This window comes from Streptomyces sp. NPDC057099, assembly GCF_042671245.1.
GTDB classification, from domain to species: Bacteria; Actinomycetota; Actinomycetes; order Streptomycetales; family Streptomycetaceae; genus Streptomyces; species Streptomyces purpurascens.
The window spans coordinates 241,426-255,253 of sequence record NZ_JBHUTX010000003.1; the positions used below are offsets into that span (position 1 = coordinate 241,426).

The following is a 13,828-nucleotide window of genomic DNA, read 5'->3' on the forward strand; positions in this document are numbered from 1 at the left end:
TGGCGGCCCGGGCGTTCTTGGCCGAGGCGCTTCGGGCTCCACGCCCCCGGGCCGAGCGGCCCGGCTGCCCGCACCCGGCGGCGTCCGCCTCTCGCCCCGGCTCGGGGCAGTCAGCCGCGCAGCGACCCGTCGCCTCCGTCGCACACCAGCCGCGCCGCCTCCTCCGCGCACCCCCACGCCACCGTGACGCCCGCGCCGCCGTGGCCGTAGTTGTGCACCAGGAGCCGGCCGTCCGGCAGGGCGTCGCGGTCCAGCCGGACCGCGGGGCGGGTGGGGCGCAGCCCGACCCGGTGTTCCAGGACCCGTGCGCCGGTGATCTCCGGCCGTAGCTCCGCGCAGCGGCGGACGATCGCCTCGGCCGTCGCGGGGTCGGGCTCCGGTGACCACGCGTCCTCCTCCGCCGTACCGCCGAGGACGAGCCCGCCCGGCTGCGGAAACAGATACGCGTAGTCCCCGGCCGCGTCGGAGGAGACGAGCCATTCGTCGACCCCGGGGTTCTCCACGACCACCAGCTGCCCGCGCACCGGCCGCACGGACGGATCCGGCACCAGCTCCCGCGCTGCCAGCCCCGTGCAGTTGACCACGACCGGCGCGTCGGCCTCCGCGAACGAGGACACCGTACGAGCCTCGACCACCCCGCCCGCCGCCACGAACCGCTCCCGCAGCCACGGCAGATGAGCCGGCATGTCGATCAGCGGCAGCCGTGCCCGCACGCCCGTCCCCGCGTACTCCCCGGCCGTGGCCGGCCGCAGCCCCGGCACCCGCCCCGCCAGCCATCCGCCGACCTCGTCGAGACGGGTCCCGCCCAGCACCCCTTCGGCCATGCGTACGCCGGTCGGTTCGGGCCGCGCCGCCAGCTCCTCGTAGATCTCCAGCGACCGCAGCGCCCACGCACGCGCGAGCGCCAGGGGCTCGATCCGGTACGGCCACCACAGCGCCCCCGCGACCGCTGAGGTGGTCGCCTCCACGGCGTCCCGCGTCCACACCCGCACCCGCCGCCCGCGTTCGGCCAGCACCACCGCGGTCGTCAGCCCGACGACCCCGCCGCCGACCACCAGGATCTCGTCACTTCGCTCGCCCGCCATGCCGGGACCGTAGCGGAATGTGTCATGCCGTGCTCACATCACGCGCAGTATGGGGATACTCACAGCATGTGTGCCGCATATGCGACCTTCGGCCTGGCACCGGCGATGCGGGCGGGCGGAGTTCTCCACGACGGTGGATACCAGGTCCACCGGGACTTCGTGGACTTCATCGTCGACGGACGCCCGCTGCTGTTCCGGCTCTCCGACCTCGACGCGGTCTCCCCGCTCGCCTCCGACATCCCGCCCGCCATCTTCACCGCGCAGGTCCGCAGCCTGCTCCTGGAGAGCCCGGCACCCCTGCCCGGCGGCCGCTACGTCGTCTACGGCTGCCCCGAGTGCGAGGACCTGGCCTGCGGAGCCGTCACCGCGGTCATCCGACGGGACGGCGAGGACTTCATCTGGCGGGACTTCGCCTGGCAGACCGACGAACACGCCGACCTCGACCTCAACGGCTACCACGGCATCGGCCCGTTCCGCTTCCGCGGCGCCGAGTACCGGACGGCCCTGAGCGCCCTGCTGAACGGCTCCGCCCCCGACACGCGCCCCCGTGTCCTGCTGATCGGCGCCCGCGTCGCCGTCCTGGCCAAGCTCGCCGCGGCGTTACGCACCATCGGCGTCGGGGCCGACATCGCCCACGACGCCGACGGAGTGCCCGCCGACGAACTGCGCGCCTACGGCGCCGTCGCCTTCGGCCACGCGACCGACGAGCGGGACCGCGCCGCCGTCCGCCGCGCCTTCGAGCAGGCCGAGGTCCCCGTCGTCCACGTCGACGGCCTCGCCCCGATCGTCCCCCTGCTCGTCGCCCAGATCGAACACGCCCTGGACCGCGGCCCGCTGGCACAGCACCGCCTCACCGACCTGACCGCCGCCGACGGCGGGGCGGACATCGAGGTCACCTCCGCCTGCCGGGTCACCCTCACCGCGTACCGCCTCGACCGGCTCTCCCGCACTCACACCCACGAGATCTTCGACGGCGTCCTCGAACCCGGCCGTCACCGCGTCGCCCTCGACGCCAGGGCGGTGAAGGGCCGGTCCTACGTCGTGGCGCGCACCTCCGGAAGCGTTTTGGTGACGGCAGTGACCCACTGAGCGGCCCATTAAAATCAGCGACCTGATGACTGCCACCCTCGTCGCCAAGAACCTCGCCGCCGGCCACGGCGACCGCTCCCTGTTCACCGGACTCGACCTCGTCGTCGCGCCCGGCGATGTGATCGGCCTGGTCGGAGCCAACGGCGCCGGCAAGTCCACCCTGCTCAGGATGCTCGCCGGACTCGTCGCACCCGAGCAGGGCGAACTGCGCCTGTCCCCGCCGACCGCCACCGTCGGCCACCTCCCACAGGAGCCGGACCGCCGCCCCGGCGAGACCGTCCGGGCGTTCCTGGCCCGCCGCACCGGCGTCGCCGAGGCCCAACGGACCATGGACGAGGCGACCCAGGCCCTGGTCGACGGCGCCCCGGGCGCCGACGACGCCTACGCCACCAGCCTGGAGCGCTGGCTCGGGCTCGGCGGCGCCGACCTCGACGAACGCGCCGAGGAGGTCGCCGACTCACTGGGCCTCGCGATCGACCTGGACCAGCCGATGACGTCCCTGTCCGGCGGCCAGGCGGCCCGCGCCGGCCTCGCCTCCCTGCTGCTCTCCCGCTACGACGTCTTCCTCCTCGACGAGCCGACCAACGACCTCGACCTGGACGGCCTGGAGCGCCTCGAACGCTTCGTGAGCGGCCTGCGCGCCGGCACGGTGGTCGTCAGCCACGACCGCGAGTTCCTCACCCGCACCGTCACCAAGGTCCTCGAACTCGACCTCGCCCAAGGGCAGATCAACCTCTACGGCGGCGGCTACGAGGCCTACCTCGAGGAGCGGGACGTGGCCCGCCGGCACGCCCGCGACGAGTTCGAGGAGTACGCCGACAAGAAGGCGGCCCTCCAGGACCGCGCCCAGACACAGCGGTCATGGATGGACAAGGGCGTGAAGAACGCGCGCCGCAAGGCGGGCAACGACAACGACAAGATCGGCCGCAAGTTCCGCAGCGAGGCCAGCGAGAAGCAGGCCGCGAAGGCCCGCCAGACCCAGCGCATGATCGAGCGGCTGGACGTCGTCGAGGAGCCGCGCAAGGAGTGGGAACTGCGGATGGAGATCGCGTCGGCCCCGCGCTCGGGCGCCGTCGTCGCGACCCTGCGGGACGCCGAGGTGCGCCGCGGCGACTTCGTCCTCGGCCCGGTGTCCCTCCAGATCGACTGGGCGGACCGGGTGGCGGTCACCGGCGCGAACGGCGCCGGCAAGTCGACGCTGCTCGCCGCCCTGCTCGGCCGCGTCCCGCTCGACGCCGGGCACGCCGCGCTCGGCTCCGGTGTCCTCCTGGGCGAGGTCGACCAGGCCCGCCAGTTGTTCCACGGCCAGGAGACTCTGCTCGACGCCTTCCGCGCGGCCGTCCCGGACACCGAACCGGTCGAGGTCCGCACCCTCCTGGCCAAGTTCGGCCTCAAGTCGGAACACGTCCTGCGCCCCGCGGCGACCCTCTCCCCGGGCGAGCGCACGAGGGCCGCCCTGGCCCTGCTCCAGGGCCGGGGCGTCAACCTCCTGGTCCTCGACGAGCCGACCAACCACCTCGACCTGCCCGCCATCGAGCAGCTGGAGTCGGCCCTCGACGCCTACGAGGGCACGCTCCTGCTGGTCACGCACGACCGCCGCATGCTGGACGCCGTCCATGTGACGCGCCGCCTGGAGGTCGCGGACGGCAAGGTGACCGAGCGCTGACGGGCCGCCGGAGGGGAGCCGCGCGACCAGCCACAACGGCCCCGCTGCTCCCCACGGCCTTTAGACGAAGCCGTCAGCGGCGACCGTTCTTCGGATCGGCCAGGCCCGCGCGGCGCAGCGCGTCGGCCATCGCGCTGTTGGCGGGCGGCGGCGCCTGACGCGAACCGCCACCCCCGCTACGACCGCCGCCACCGCCACGACCGCCCTGCCGCTGCTGCGGCGGACGCCCGCCCCGCTGCCGGCGCTCACCGGAACCGGCGCCCTGGCCCTGCGAGGCCGCCGCCTCGTCGTCCAGCCGCAGCGTCAGCGAGATCCGCTTGCGTGGGATGTCCACGTCGAGGACCTTCACCTTGACGATGTCCCCGGGCTTCACCACGTCCCGCGGGTCCTTGACGAACGTCTTCGACATCGCGGAGACGTGCACCAGGCCGTCCTGGTGCACACCGACGTCGACGAACGCCCCGAAGGCGGCGACGTTCGTCACCACGCCCTCCAGGACCATCCCGGACGACAGGTCGGAGATCTTCTCCACGCCCTCCTGGAAGGCGGCCGTCTTGAAGCCCGGACGAGGGTCGCGGCCCGGCTTCTCCAGCTCCTTCAGGATGTCGGTGACGGTCGGCAGACCGAACGTCTCGTCCACGAAGTCCTGCGGCTTCAGCGAGCGCAGCGCACCGGTGTTGCCGATGAGCGCGGCGACCTCCTGGCCGCTGGTCTTCACCATGCGCCGCACCACCGGATAGGCCTCCGGGTGCACGCTGGAGGAGTCCAGCGGGTCGTCACCGCCGCGGATCCGCAGGAAGCCGGCACACTGCTCGTACGCCTTGGGGCCGAGCCGCGCCACCTTCTTCAGACCGCCCCGGGCCGTGAACGGCCCGTTGGCGTCCCGGTGCGCCACGATGTTCTCCGCGAGCCCGGAGGTGATGCCGGAGACCCGGGCGAGGAGCGGGGCCGACGCCGTGTTGACGTCCACGCCCACGCCGTTCACACAGTCCTCCACCACCGCGTCCAGCGAACGCGACAGCTTCAGCTCGGACAGGTCGTGCTGGTACTGACCGACACCGATGGACTTCGGGTCGATCTTCACCAGCTCGGCCAGCGGGTCCTGCAGCCGGCGCGCGATCGACACGGCGCCGCGCAGCGACACGTCCATGTCGGGCAGCTCCTGCGAGGCGAAGGCGGACGCCGAGTACACGGACGCGCCGGCCTCGGACACCATCACCTTCGTGAGCTTCAGCTCCGGGTGCTTGGTGATCAGCTCCCCGGCGAGCTTGTCGGTCTCGCGGGACGCCGTGCCGTTGCCGATGGCGACCAGCTCGACGGCGTGCTCCTTCGCGAGCCGGGCCAGCTTGGCGACGGCCTCGTCCCAGCGGTTGGCGGGGACGTGCGGGTGGATGACGTCCGTGGCGACTACCTTGCCGGTGGCGTCCACCACGGCGACCTTCACACCCGTACGGAAGCCGGGGTCCAGGCCGAGCGTCGCGCGCGTGCCCGCCGGGGCCGCGAGCAGCAGGTCGCGCAGGTTCGCCGCGAAGACCCGCACGGCCTCGTCCTCGGCGGCCGTGCGCAGCCGCAGCCGCAGGTCGATGCCGAGGTGCACGAGGACGCGGGTGCGCCACGCCCAGCGGACCGTGTCCTTCAGCCACTTGTCCCCGGGGCGGCCCCGGTCGGCGATCCCGAACCGGTTCGCGACGATCCCCTCGTAGGACGACGGGCCGTCCGTGGCCTCCTCGGGCTCCAGGGCCAGTTCGAGGACGTCCTCCTTCTCGCCGCGCAGCATGGCCAGCACACGGTGCGAGGGCAGCTCGGTGAACGGCTCGGCGAAGTCGAAGTAGTCGGCGAACTTCGCCCCCGCCTCCTCCTTGCCGTCCCGCACCTTGGCGGCCAGCCGCCCGCGCACCCACATGCGCTCGCGCAGCTCGCCGATCAGGTCGGCGTCCTCCGAGAACCGCTCGGTGAGGATCGCCCGGGCGCCGTCGAGGGCGGCCTGCGGATCGGCCACGCCCTTGTCGGCGTCGACGAACGCGGCCGCCGCGGCGAGGGGCTCGACACCCGGATCACCGAGCAGCCCCTCCGCCAGCGGCTCGAGACCCGCCTCGCGGGCGATCTGCGCCTTGGTGCGCCGCTTGGGCTTGTACGGGAGGTAGATGTCCTCCAGGCGCGCCTTCGTCTCGGCGCCCCGGATCCGTGCCTCCAGCTCCTCGGTGAGCTTGCCCTGCTCGCGCACCGATTCCAGGATCGCCGCCCGCCGCTCCTCCAGCTCCCGCAGATAGCGCAGCCGCTCCTCGACGGTGCGCAGCTGCGCGTCGTCGAGCATCTCGGTCGCTTCCTTGCGGTAGCGAGCGATGAAGGGCACCGTAGAACCGCCGTCGAGCAGTTCCACGGCGGCCCTGACCTGCCGCTCCCGTACGCCGAGTTCCTCGGCGATCCTGCCTTCGATGGACCCTACGTTGATGGACCCGTTGGCCCCGGGTGTCGTCACGATCCCGTACCGCCTTCTCCACTGAGGTTGCGCGGCAATTGTGGCAGGTGACACCGACACTCGGGGGCCAGGGCGGTACCCCCGGCAGGTCGCCGGCGGCCCCCCGGTCAGGCCCTGCGGCCGCGGGTGGCGGAGGAGGCTCCGCCGAAGAGCCGGGCCAGGGCCCGGAAGGGCAGCGTCACGACGGTGGCGACGGCGCCGCCGATCTGGCGCAGCACGTCTGCGATGGCACGGAACACGGTGATTCCCCTTTCCTCTCCCGACCGCACTGATCGGGAGAGGCCGGGTACCTCACCGACGCCTCACCATGCGTCACAGCGGAACATTCATGCGGGTCAGGGGTGCGGGGCGGCCCTCAGGCCTTGCCGATCAGATCCGCCGGAAAGGCCCCGGCCACGAACGCGGCCTGTGCGAAACCGGCGCCGAGCTCGGTCAGCCGGGCCACGCCCTCCGGGCCCAGGTGCTCGTACGGTGCCCGGTCGAGCCGGTCCGTCTCCCGCTCTATCTCCTCGCGCAGGGCGACACCCCGCTCGGAGAGCTCCCCGGCCGGGTCCAGCAGCCCGCGCTCACGCAGCCGGTCCGTCGCCGCGTCCCAGTCCTCCTGGTTCCAGCCCCGGGTGGTGAACACCCACTTCGGCGCCATGCCCTTGCCCGTCGCGGTGTGGGTCACCATCGCCTCGAGGCCGTCCAGGCCCGCGGCCATCAGGGCGGCCAGGTGCCCGTCGCCCCGGTGCTCGCGCAGCAGGGTCGCCGCGTGCCAGTACGCGAGGTGCGGCTCCTCGGGGACGGGCAGGTCGGCATGGGCGGCGTACAGCGGCCGCGCGCCGCGCGAACAGGCCTCGGCGGCGCGCAGCGCGAGCCGCGCGGCCTCGGCCATCTCCTCCGAGGCCAGGGCCTCTTCGCCCAGCAGGCGGCGCAGGGTCGCGTCGACCGCACGGAAGCGTGCCGCCAGCACCTGGCCGGGTGCGGCGCTCTCCCACACCGCCGGCACATGCCGGGCCACCAGCTCGTACTTGTAGTTGTAGAAGGCCGCCGTCACCGCACCGGGCCCGACCGGTCCGAGGGCGGCGGCCCGCACGGCGAAGTTCACGGCGTGGGGATGCGTGATCCCGGCAGCGCCCACTTCCCGTCCCAGATCCGGCGAGAAGTAGTGCGTCGCGTGCAGGGAGTTGAGCACGTTCTGGCAGCGGCGGCCGGCGAGCGGCTCAAGGGCGGCAGTCGTCATGCCCGGCAGGTTACCAACCGCTTGGTATGCCCTCCACGGCCGCACTTCCCCTGGCGCCTCCCATGACACCTCTCATGGCAGGAAAGGTGGGAAATTCGTCATTGCGGCCACACTCCGCGCCCGCGAAGAATCAAGGCCATGGCCCAGCGCACCGTTCTCGCCGTCCTCTTCGACGGCGTGCAGAGTCTCGACGTCACGGGGCCCGTGGAGGTCTTCGCGGGCGCGGAGCTGCTCACCCCGGGGACGTACCGCATCCGCACGGCCTCCCCGGACGGCGCGCCCGTGCGCACCACCAGTGGACTGACCCTCGTACCCGACGGGTCCCTGGACGGTGCGTCCGACCCGCACACCCTTCTCGTCCCCGGCGGGTCGGGCTCCCTGGACCCCGACCCGCGCCTGGTCGACTGGGTGCGCGAGCGCGGGCCGCGTGCCGTGCGTCTGGTCTCCGTGTGCACCGGTGCGGCCGTGCTCGCCGAGGCCGGGCTCCTGGACGGCCGCCGCGCCACGACCCACTGGGCGTACTGCGACCGGCTGGCCCGCGACCACCCGGCCGTCGAGATCGACCCCGACCCCGTCTACGTACTCGACGGGCACATCGCCACCTCGGCCGGTGTCACCGCCGGCATCGACCTCGCCCTGGCCCTGGTCGAGGAGGACCTGGGCCGGGACGCCGCCCTGGCCATCGCCCGCCACCTGGTGGTCTTCCTGCGCCGCCCGGGGAACCAGGCCCAGTTCAGCGCCCAGTTCGAAGCCCAGACCGCTCACCGCGAGCCGCTCCGGGACGTCCAGCGGTTCATCACCGAACGCCCTGACGCCGACCTCTCCGTGGAGGCACTCGCCGCCCGCGCCCGCCTCTCGCCCCGCCACTTCGCCCGGGCCTTCCGGGACGAGACCGGTATGACGCCCGGGCGGTACGTGGACCGGGTCCGCCTCGAACACGCCCGCCGGCTCCTGGAGGACACCACCGACGGCATCGAGGAGATCTCCCGCACCAGCGGCTACGGCACCCCCGAGGCCATGCGCCGAGCCTTCGTCAAAGCCCTCGGGACGCCCCCGGCCGAGTACCGCCGCCGCTTCCGCCCCGCGACCACGCCCTGAGCCCCGTCACATCGACGCGAACCGCCACGAACCGTCTCGAACTGTCGGAAGGTACCCCGCATGCAGATCGCCATCGTCCTCTACGACCGCTTTACCGCCCTCGACGCCGTCGGCCCCTACGAAACCCTCGGCCGCCTCCCGGACGCGGAGACCGTGTTCGTCGCCGAGCGGACCGGCCCCGTGCGGAACGAGACGGGGAACCTCGCGCTCATCGCCGACCGGACTCTGGCCGACGTGCCGAACCCGGACATCGTCGTCGTCCCCGGCGGCCCGGGCCAGGAGGCGCTGATGGCGCACGAGCCGCTCCTGGGCTGGCTGCGCGCCGCCGATGCCGGCACTGCCTGGACGACATCCGTGTGCACCGGCTCCCTGCTGCTGGCCGCCGCCGGACTCCTCCGGGGCCGCCGCGCGACCTCCCACTGGCTGACCCTGGAGGAACTGAAGCGCTACGGCGCCGAGCCCACGGGGGAGCGGGTCGTCACCGACGGAAAGTACGTCACCGCGGCCGGAGTCTCCTCCGGCATCGACATGGGACTGACCCTCCTCGGCCGGATCGCGGGCGACGACCACGCCCAGATGGTCCAGCTCGCCACCGAGTACGACCCGCAGCCGCCCTACGACGCCGGATCGCCCGAGAAGGCCCCCGCGCACGTCGTCGAACTGCTCCGGTCGCACGCCGCCGTCATGCTGACGTAGACACGCTCCAGTCGAACCGCGGCTGCCTGCGCTCCAGGAACGCGGCGACGCCCTCCGCGGTGTCGCCGCTCGCGCGCGCCTGCCCGGCCCAGTGCGCGTCCCGGTCCGTACCGCCGTTCGCGAACTCCTTCGCCGCCGCCTGCGTCAGCTGCGAACGGGACACCAGGATCCGGGTGAACTCGGCGACCCGCTTGCCGAGTTCACCCGCGGGCAGCACCTCGTCGGCCAGACCGGTGCGCAGCGCCCGCTCCGTGTCGATCAGCTCACCGGAGAACAGCAGGTACTTGGCGGTGGCCGGACCCACCAGGGACACCAGCCGCCTGGTCGAGGACGCCGGGTAGACGATGCCGAGCTTCGCTGGCGTCACCCCGAACAGCGCGCCCTCCTCGGCGAACCGCAGATCACAGGCCGCCGCCAGCTGGGCCCCGCCGCCCACGCAGTGCCCGCGCACCGCGGCCAGCGTCGGCTTCGGGAACGCGGCGAGCGCCTCCTCGGCCCGCACGGCAAGGCCCTGTGCCTCCTCCGGCGAGCCCCGGAGCGTCGAGATGTCGGCCCCGGCGCAGAACGTCCCGCCCTCGCCGGTGAGCACCAGCGCCCGCACGGCGGGGTCGCCGGCCGGCTCCTCCAGCAGCTGCGGCAGCGAGCGCCACATCGCGGCCGTCATGGCGTTGCGCTTCTCCGGATGGCGGATGACGACCGTCGCGACCGAGTCGGTCACGCTGTACAACAACTGCGGCTCCATGCGCCGGATGCTATCCGGAAGGCAAACCCGTACAACCCGAATAGTTCGCCGAGATGGCACAACAGGGACAGGACCAGTCCCACAACTGACCGTGTCATACGCCAACGGTCAGAAGTGCTCGATACTTGCTGACTTCTGTTCAGTCCCGGGGTGCGGAGCGCATCGTTACCAACACTCGAGACGTGGCGACAATCGAGCGCGAGGGTGGCGACCGGACGATGGACGACGAGGGGCGTGGGTCCGGCCCACGTCCACAGGGCGGCGCGGTGCCTCTCGGGCCCGCGGATCCGCTGCCGTACGAGGGGGTCTGGCGGTTCACCGCGCCGGCTGTCGACGCCTCGGTCCCGCAGGCGCGGCACGCCGTACGGGACCTGCTGATGCGTCAGGGCGTGCCGGTCTCGGACGACCTGGCCCAGGGGCTGCTGCTGATCGTCTCCGAACTGGTGACGAACGCCGTGAAGCACGCGGCGGTGCTGTCGCCGACGGTCGCCGTCGAGCTGGCCGTCGGGGCGGAGTGGCTGCGCGTGTCCGTGGAGGACAACCACCCGTACCGGCCCACCGCGCTGGAGGCCGACCACGGCCGGACCGGCGGCCGCGGACTGCTCCTGGTGCGCGAGGTCACCCGGGAGGCGGGCGGCATGTGCGACGTCGAATACACCACGAGCGGCGGCAAGGTGATCTGGGCCGCCCTGCCGCTCAAGCCCGTCCGCTTCCTCTAAGGCCGTCCCGGCCCCGCTGTCGGGCCCTTGGTCACCAGCCGGCCGAGTCTCCGGTCAGCTCCCTGATCGCCGGGCGGGCCGAGTCCAGGACGGTCATGAACCAGGACGAGAAGGTGTCCTTGGCATGCCGCTCCGCCAGCTCGGGCGGGGTCACGAACGCCGTCGACGCCACCTCCTCCGGATCCGGCCGCAGCACGGCCTGCACCATGCCGACGAAGAGGTGGTTGTACTCCTGCTCCACGAGACCGGACTCCGGGTCCGGGTGGTTGTAGCGGACCGTGCCCGCCTCGGCCAGCAGGGACGGGGAGGCGCCGAGTTCCTCGAAGGTCCGGCGTGCCGCCGCCGCGAAGGGCGCCTCGCCCGGGTAGGGGTGGCCGCAGCAGGTGTTGGACCACACACCGGGGGAGTGGTACTTGCCCAGCGCGCGCTGCTGGAGCAGCAGCCGGCCGTACTCGTCGAAGAGGAACACGGAGAACGCGCGGTGCAGCTGTCCGGGTGGCTGGTGGGCGGCGAGCTTCTCCGCGGTGCCGATCGTCACGCCGTCCTCGTCGACCAGTTCCAGCAAAATCGCGTCTGCGGTGCCGTTCGACGGGTTGTGCGTCGCGGTGGCAGGTGTGATCGGCATACCCATCCTTCACATCGGTCTTCGCGCCCCAAGTCTGCCGTACGAATCCGGCACTCCCGGCACTTCGCGGCGTGGCCCGCATGTCCCCGCGCGGCAGCGCGGAGCGCGGACGGCGCCGCTGGATGCCGGAAGAGGGACCCAGGAGCAGATCGTGCCCGGCGCGATGGGCCGAAAATCGTCCCTGCCGATGCGGGGAGGGGCAGGGCGTGGGCGTGCGCCGTGGCGCTGCGTCCCCCGGCGCACTCACATCGGAATGCGCCCCACCAGCCCCGGACACCCCATCAGCCACCGACCGTCAGTGGCAGAGATGCGGCTCGTGCTCCGCGTGCCCGGTCGGCTCCAGCTGGAAGGTGCAGTGCTCCACGTCGAAGTGGTCACCGAGGCAGCCCTGCAACTCGTGGAGCATCTTCTCGTGGCCTGTCGCGCTCAGCGCCTCCGGGCTGACGACCACATGCGCCGAGAGCACCGGCATGCCCGAGGTGATCGTCCAGGCGTGCAGGTCATGGACGTCCTCCACCCCGTCGGTCGCCAGGATGTGGGCCCGTACCTCCGTCATGTCGACACCCTTGGGCGCCGCCTCCAGCAGGACGTCGAGCGTCTCGCGCAGCAGCTTCCAGGTACGGGGCGCGATCATCAGCGCGATGACGAGCGAGGCGATCGGGTCGGCTGCCTGCCAGCCGGTGAGCATGATCACGGTCGCCGAGACGATCACCGTGACGGAGCCCAGCGCGTCCGCCGCCACCTCCAGGAACGCGCCCCGCACGTTCAGGCTCTCCTTCTGGCCGCGCATCAGCAGCGCCAGCGACACCAGGTTCGCGACCAGGCCGATCACACCGAACACGACGGTGAGCCCGCCCTCGGTGTCCGCGGGTGTGATGAAGCGCTGGACCGACTCGTACACGACGTACCCGCCGACCCCGAACAGCAGCAGGCAGTTGGCCAGGGCGGCGAGGATCTCGGCGCGGGCGTAGCCGAACGTGGCCCGGTCGCTGGGCGGGCGGTTCGCGAAGTGGATCGCGAGCAGCGCCATGCCGAGGCCCAGCGCGTCCGTCGCCATGTGCGCCGAGTCCGCGACGAGCGCGAGCGAGTCCGCGAGGAGCCCGCCGACGATCTGGACCACCACGATGCCGAGCGTGATCGCCAGCGCGACCCGCAGTCTGCCGCGGTACGCCGAGGTCGCCGTACCTCCGGCCGGCGCCCCGTGCGTATGCCCGTGATCGTGCCCAGCCCCCATGAAAGCCGCCTCCTGTGTCTGCCCGATGTCTGTCCGCTCGTGCCCGGGCACCCCAGTGAACTACGGGGAGGGGGTATGTGCAACGCGGCACTGAACACCGTTGTCATGTGCCCTGACCTGCGGAAACGATACGCAGGTCAGGGCGCCGTCAGGGCGTCAGGAGCCGTGGTGCAGCAGCCAGCCGCGCCATGCCGACTCGGCCATCTCGCGTACCCCGCGCCGCGCGGTCCAGCCGAGCTCCTCGGCCGCCCGGGCCGCCGAGGCCACCGCCCGCGGGGCGTCCCCGGGGCGGCGCTCCTCGATGAGCGGGGGCCGCCGGTCGCCGGTGACCTCGCCGATGACCGTGATGAGTTCACGCACCGAGACACCCTCGCCGCGGCCGATGTTGACCGTCAGATCGCCCGGGACGTTCCCGTCGGCGAGCCGCCGGGCCGCCGCGAGATGCGCCTCGGCCAGGTCGGCGACGTGAATGTAGTCACGGATGCAGGTGCCGTCCGGGGTCGGGTAGTCGTCGCCGAAGATCCTCGGCGCCTCGTCGCGCGTCAGCCGGTCGAAGACCATCGGGACGATGTTGAAGACACCCGTGTCCGCCAGCTCCGGCGCCGCCGCGCCCGCCACGTTGAAATAGCGCAGACATACGGTGGAGATCCCGTGCGCCCGGCCCGCCGCCCGCACCAGCCACTCACCGGTGAGCTTGGTCTCGCCGTACGGGTTCACCGGCGCGCAGGGCGTGTCCTCCGTGATGAGGTCCACACCCGGGTCGCCGTACACGGCCGCCGACGAGGAGAACACGAAGCGCTCGATACCGGCCCCGGCGACCGCGTCCAGCAGGGTCGCCAGGCCCCCGACGTTCTCCCGGTAGTACCGCGTCGGCTGGGCGACGGACTCGGCGACCTGCTTGCGGGCCGCGAGATGCACCACACCCGTCACACCGTGCTCGGCGAACACTCGTTTGAGCAGCTCACCGTCGAGCGACGACCCCTCCACGAGCGGAACGTCGCCGGGCAGCCGCGCGGGCACCCCGGCCGAGAGGTCGTCCAGCGCGATGACGCGCTCCCCGGCCTCGGTCATGGCCCGCGCCACATGTGCTCCGATGTAGCCGGCCCCGCCTGTGATCAGCCAAGTCATGGTCGCCCACCCTATGCCGCCACGACCGGGCCCCACGCAATG

13 protein-coding genes are annotated in these 13,828 nt (G+C 72.6%); 5 read left to right on the forward strand and 8 right to left on the reverse strand.

The window, feature by feature from the left end:
* Positions 1-110 precede the first annotated feature (110 nt).
* Positions 111-1,085 carry an FAD-dependent oxidoreductase gene (locus ACFT4A_RS05745; protein ID WP_382826289.1) on the reverse strand — a complete coding sequence of 325 codons (975 nt, stop codon included), beginning with the start codon at positions 1,083-1,085 and terminating at the stop codon, positions 111-113.
* A gap of 66 nt (positions 1,086-1,151) precedes the next feature.
* Here ACFT4A_RS05745 and ACFT4A_RS05750 point away from each other — a divergent pair, with 66 nt between their 5' ends.
* Positions 1,152-2,174 carry an oxidoreductase gene (locus ACFT4A_RS05750; protein ID WP_382826291.1) on the forward strand — a complete coding sequence of 341 codons (1,023 nt, stop codon included), beginning with the start codon at positions 1,152-1,154 and terminating at the stop codon, positions 2,172-2,174.
* Between the two features lie 25 nt (positions 2,175-2,199).
* Complete coding sequence (locus ACFT4A_RS05755; RefSeq protein WP_382826293.1) at positions 2,200-3,840, forward strand: ABC-F family ATP-binding cassette domain-containing protein; 1,641 nt, start codon at positions 2,200-2,202, stop codon at positions 3,838-3,840.
* A 73-nt stretch (positions 3,841-3,913) separates the two neighbouring features.
* On the opposite strand, the gene ACFT4A_RS05760 is transcribed toward ACFT4A_RS05755, so the two are convergent.
* The 3 genes from ACFT4A_RS05760 to ACFT4A_RS05770 all read right to left on the reverse strand — a co-directional run bounded on the left by ACFT4A_RS05760 (position 3,914) and on the right by ACFT4A_RS05770 (position 7,544).
* Positions 3,914-6,319 (reverse strand): Tex family protein, encoded by a 2,406-nt coding sequence (locus ACFT4A_RS05760; RefSeq protein ID WP_382826295.1) that lies wholly within the window; start codon positions 6,317-6,319, stop codon positions 3,914-3,916.
* Positions 6,320-6,426: 107 nt separating this feature from the next.
* The gene (locus ACFT4A_RS05765; protein WP_271321520.1) at positions 6,427-6,558 is read right to left on the reverse strand and encodes an LPFR motif small protein; all 132 of its coding nucleotides are present in this window, start codon (positions 6,556-6,558) and stop codon (positions 6,427-6,429) included.
* A gap of 116 nt (positions 6,559-6,674) precedes the next feature.
* A complete protein-coding gene (locus ACFT4A_RS05770) occupies positions 6,675-7,544 on the reverse strand; it encodes a hypothetical protein (RefSeq protein WP_382826297.1) in 870 nt (289 codons plus the stop codon).
* Positions 7,545-7,682: 138 nt separating this feature from the next.
* Here ACFT4A_RS05770 and ACFT4A_RS05775 point away from each other — a divergent pair, with 138 nt between their 5' ends.
* Together ACFT4A_RS05775 and ACFT4A_RS05780 are read left to right on the forward strand one after the other, a co-directional pair.
* The gene (locus tag ACFT4A_RS05775; RefSeq protein WP_382826299.1) at positions 7,683-8,642 is read left to right on the forward strand and encodes a GlxA family transcriptional regulator; all 960 of its coding nucleotides are present in this window, start codon (positions 7,683-7,685) and stop codon (positions 8,640-8,642) included.
* A gap of 60 nt (positions 8,643-8,702) precedes the next feature.
* Positions 8,703-9,338 (forward strand): DJ-1/PfpI family protein, encoded by a 636-nt coding sequence (locus tag ACFT4A_RS05780; RefSeq protein ID WP_382826301.1) that lies wholly within the window; start codon positions 8,703-8,705, stop codon positions 9,336-9,338.
* On the opposite strand, the gene ACFT4A_RS05785 is transcribed toward ACFT4A_RS05780, so the two are convergent.
* Positions 9,325-10,080 (reverse strand): enoyl-CoA hydratase/isomerase family protein, encoded by a 756-nt coding sequence (locus tag ACFT4A_RS05785; protein WP_382826303.1) that lies wholly within the window; start codon positions 10,078-10,080, stop codon positions 9,325-9,327. The two genes, ACFT4A_RS05780 and ACFT4A_RS05785, sit on opposite strands and share 14 nt — an antisense overlap.
* 218 nt (positions 10,081-10,298) lie before the next feature.
* On the opposite strand from ACFT4A_RS05785, the gene ACFT4A_RS05790 reads away from it, so the two are divergent.
* A complete protein-coding gene (locus ACFT4A_RS05790; RefSeq protein WP_382826624.1) occupies positions 10,299-10,799 on the forward strand; it encodes an ATP-binding protein in 501 nt (166 codons plus the stop codon).
* 31 nt (positions 10,800-10,830) lie between these two features.
* On the opposite strand, the gene idi is transcribed toward ACFT4A_RS05790, so the two are convergent.
* The 3 genes from idi to galE form a co-directional block, all read right to left on the reverse strand.
* Positions 10,831-11,424 (reverse strand): isopentenyl-diphosphate Delta-isomerase, encoded by a 594-nt coding sequence (gene idi / locus ACFT4A_RS05795; protein WP_382826305.1) that lies wholly within the window; start codon positions 11,422-11,424, stop codon positions 10,831-10,833.
* Between the two features lie 295 nt (positions 11,425-11,719).
* Complete coding sequence (locus ACFT4A_RS05800; protein ID WP_382826306.1) at positions 11,720-12,658, reverse strand: cation diffusion facilitator family transporter; 939 nt, start codon at positions 12,656-12,658, stop codon at positions 11,720-11,722.
* A 156-nt stretch (positions 12,659-12,814) separates the two neighbouring features.
* Positions 12,815-13,786 (reverse strand): UDP-glucose 4-epimerase GalE, encoded by a 972-nt coding sequence (gene galE, locus ACFT4A_RS05805; RefSeq protein ID WP_382826308.1) that lies wholly within the window; start codon positions 13,784-13,786, stop codon positions 12,815-12,817.
* Positions 13,787-13,828 lie beyond the last annotated feature (42 nt).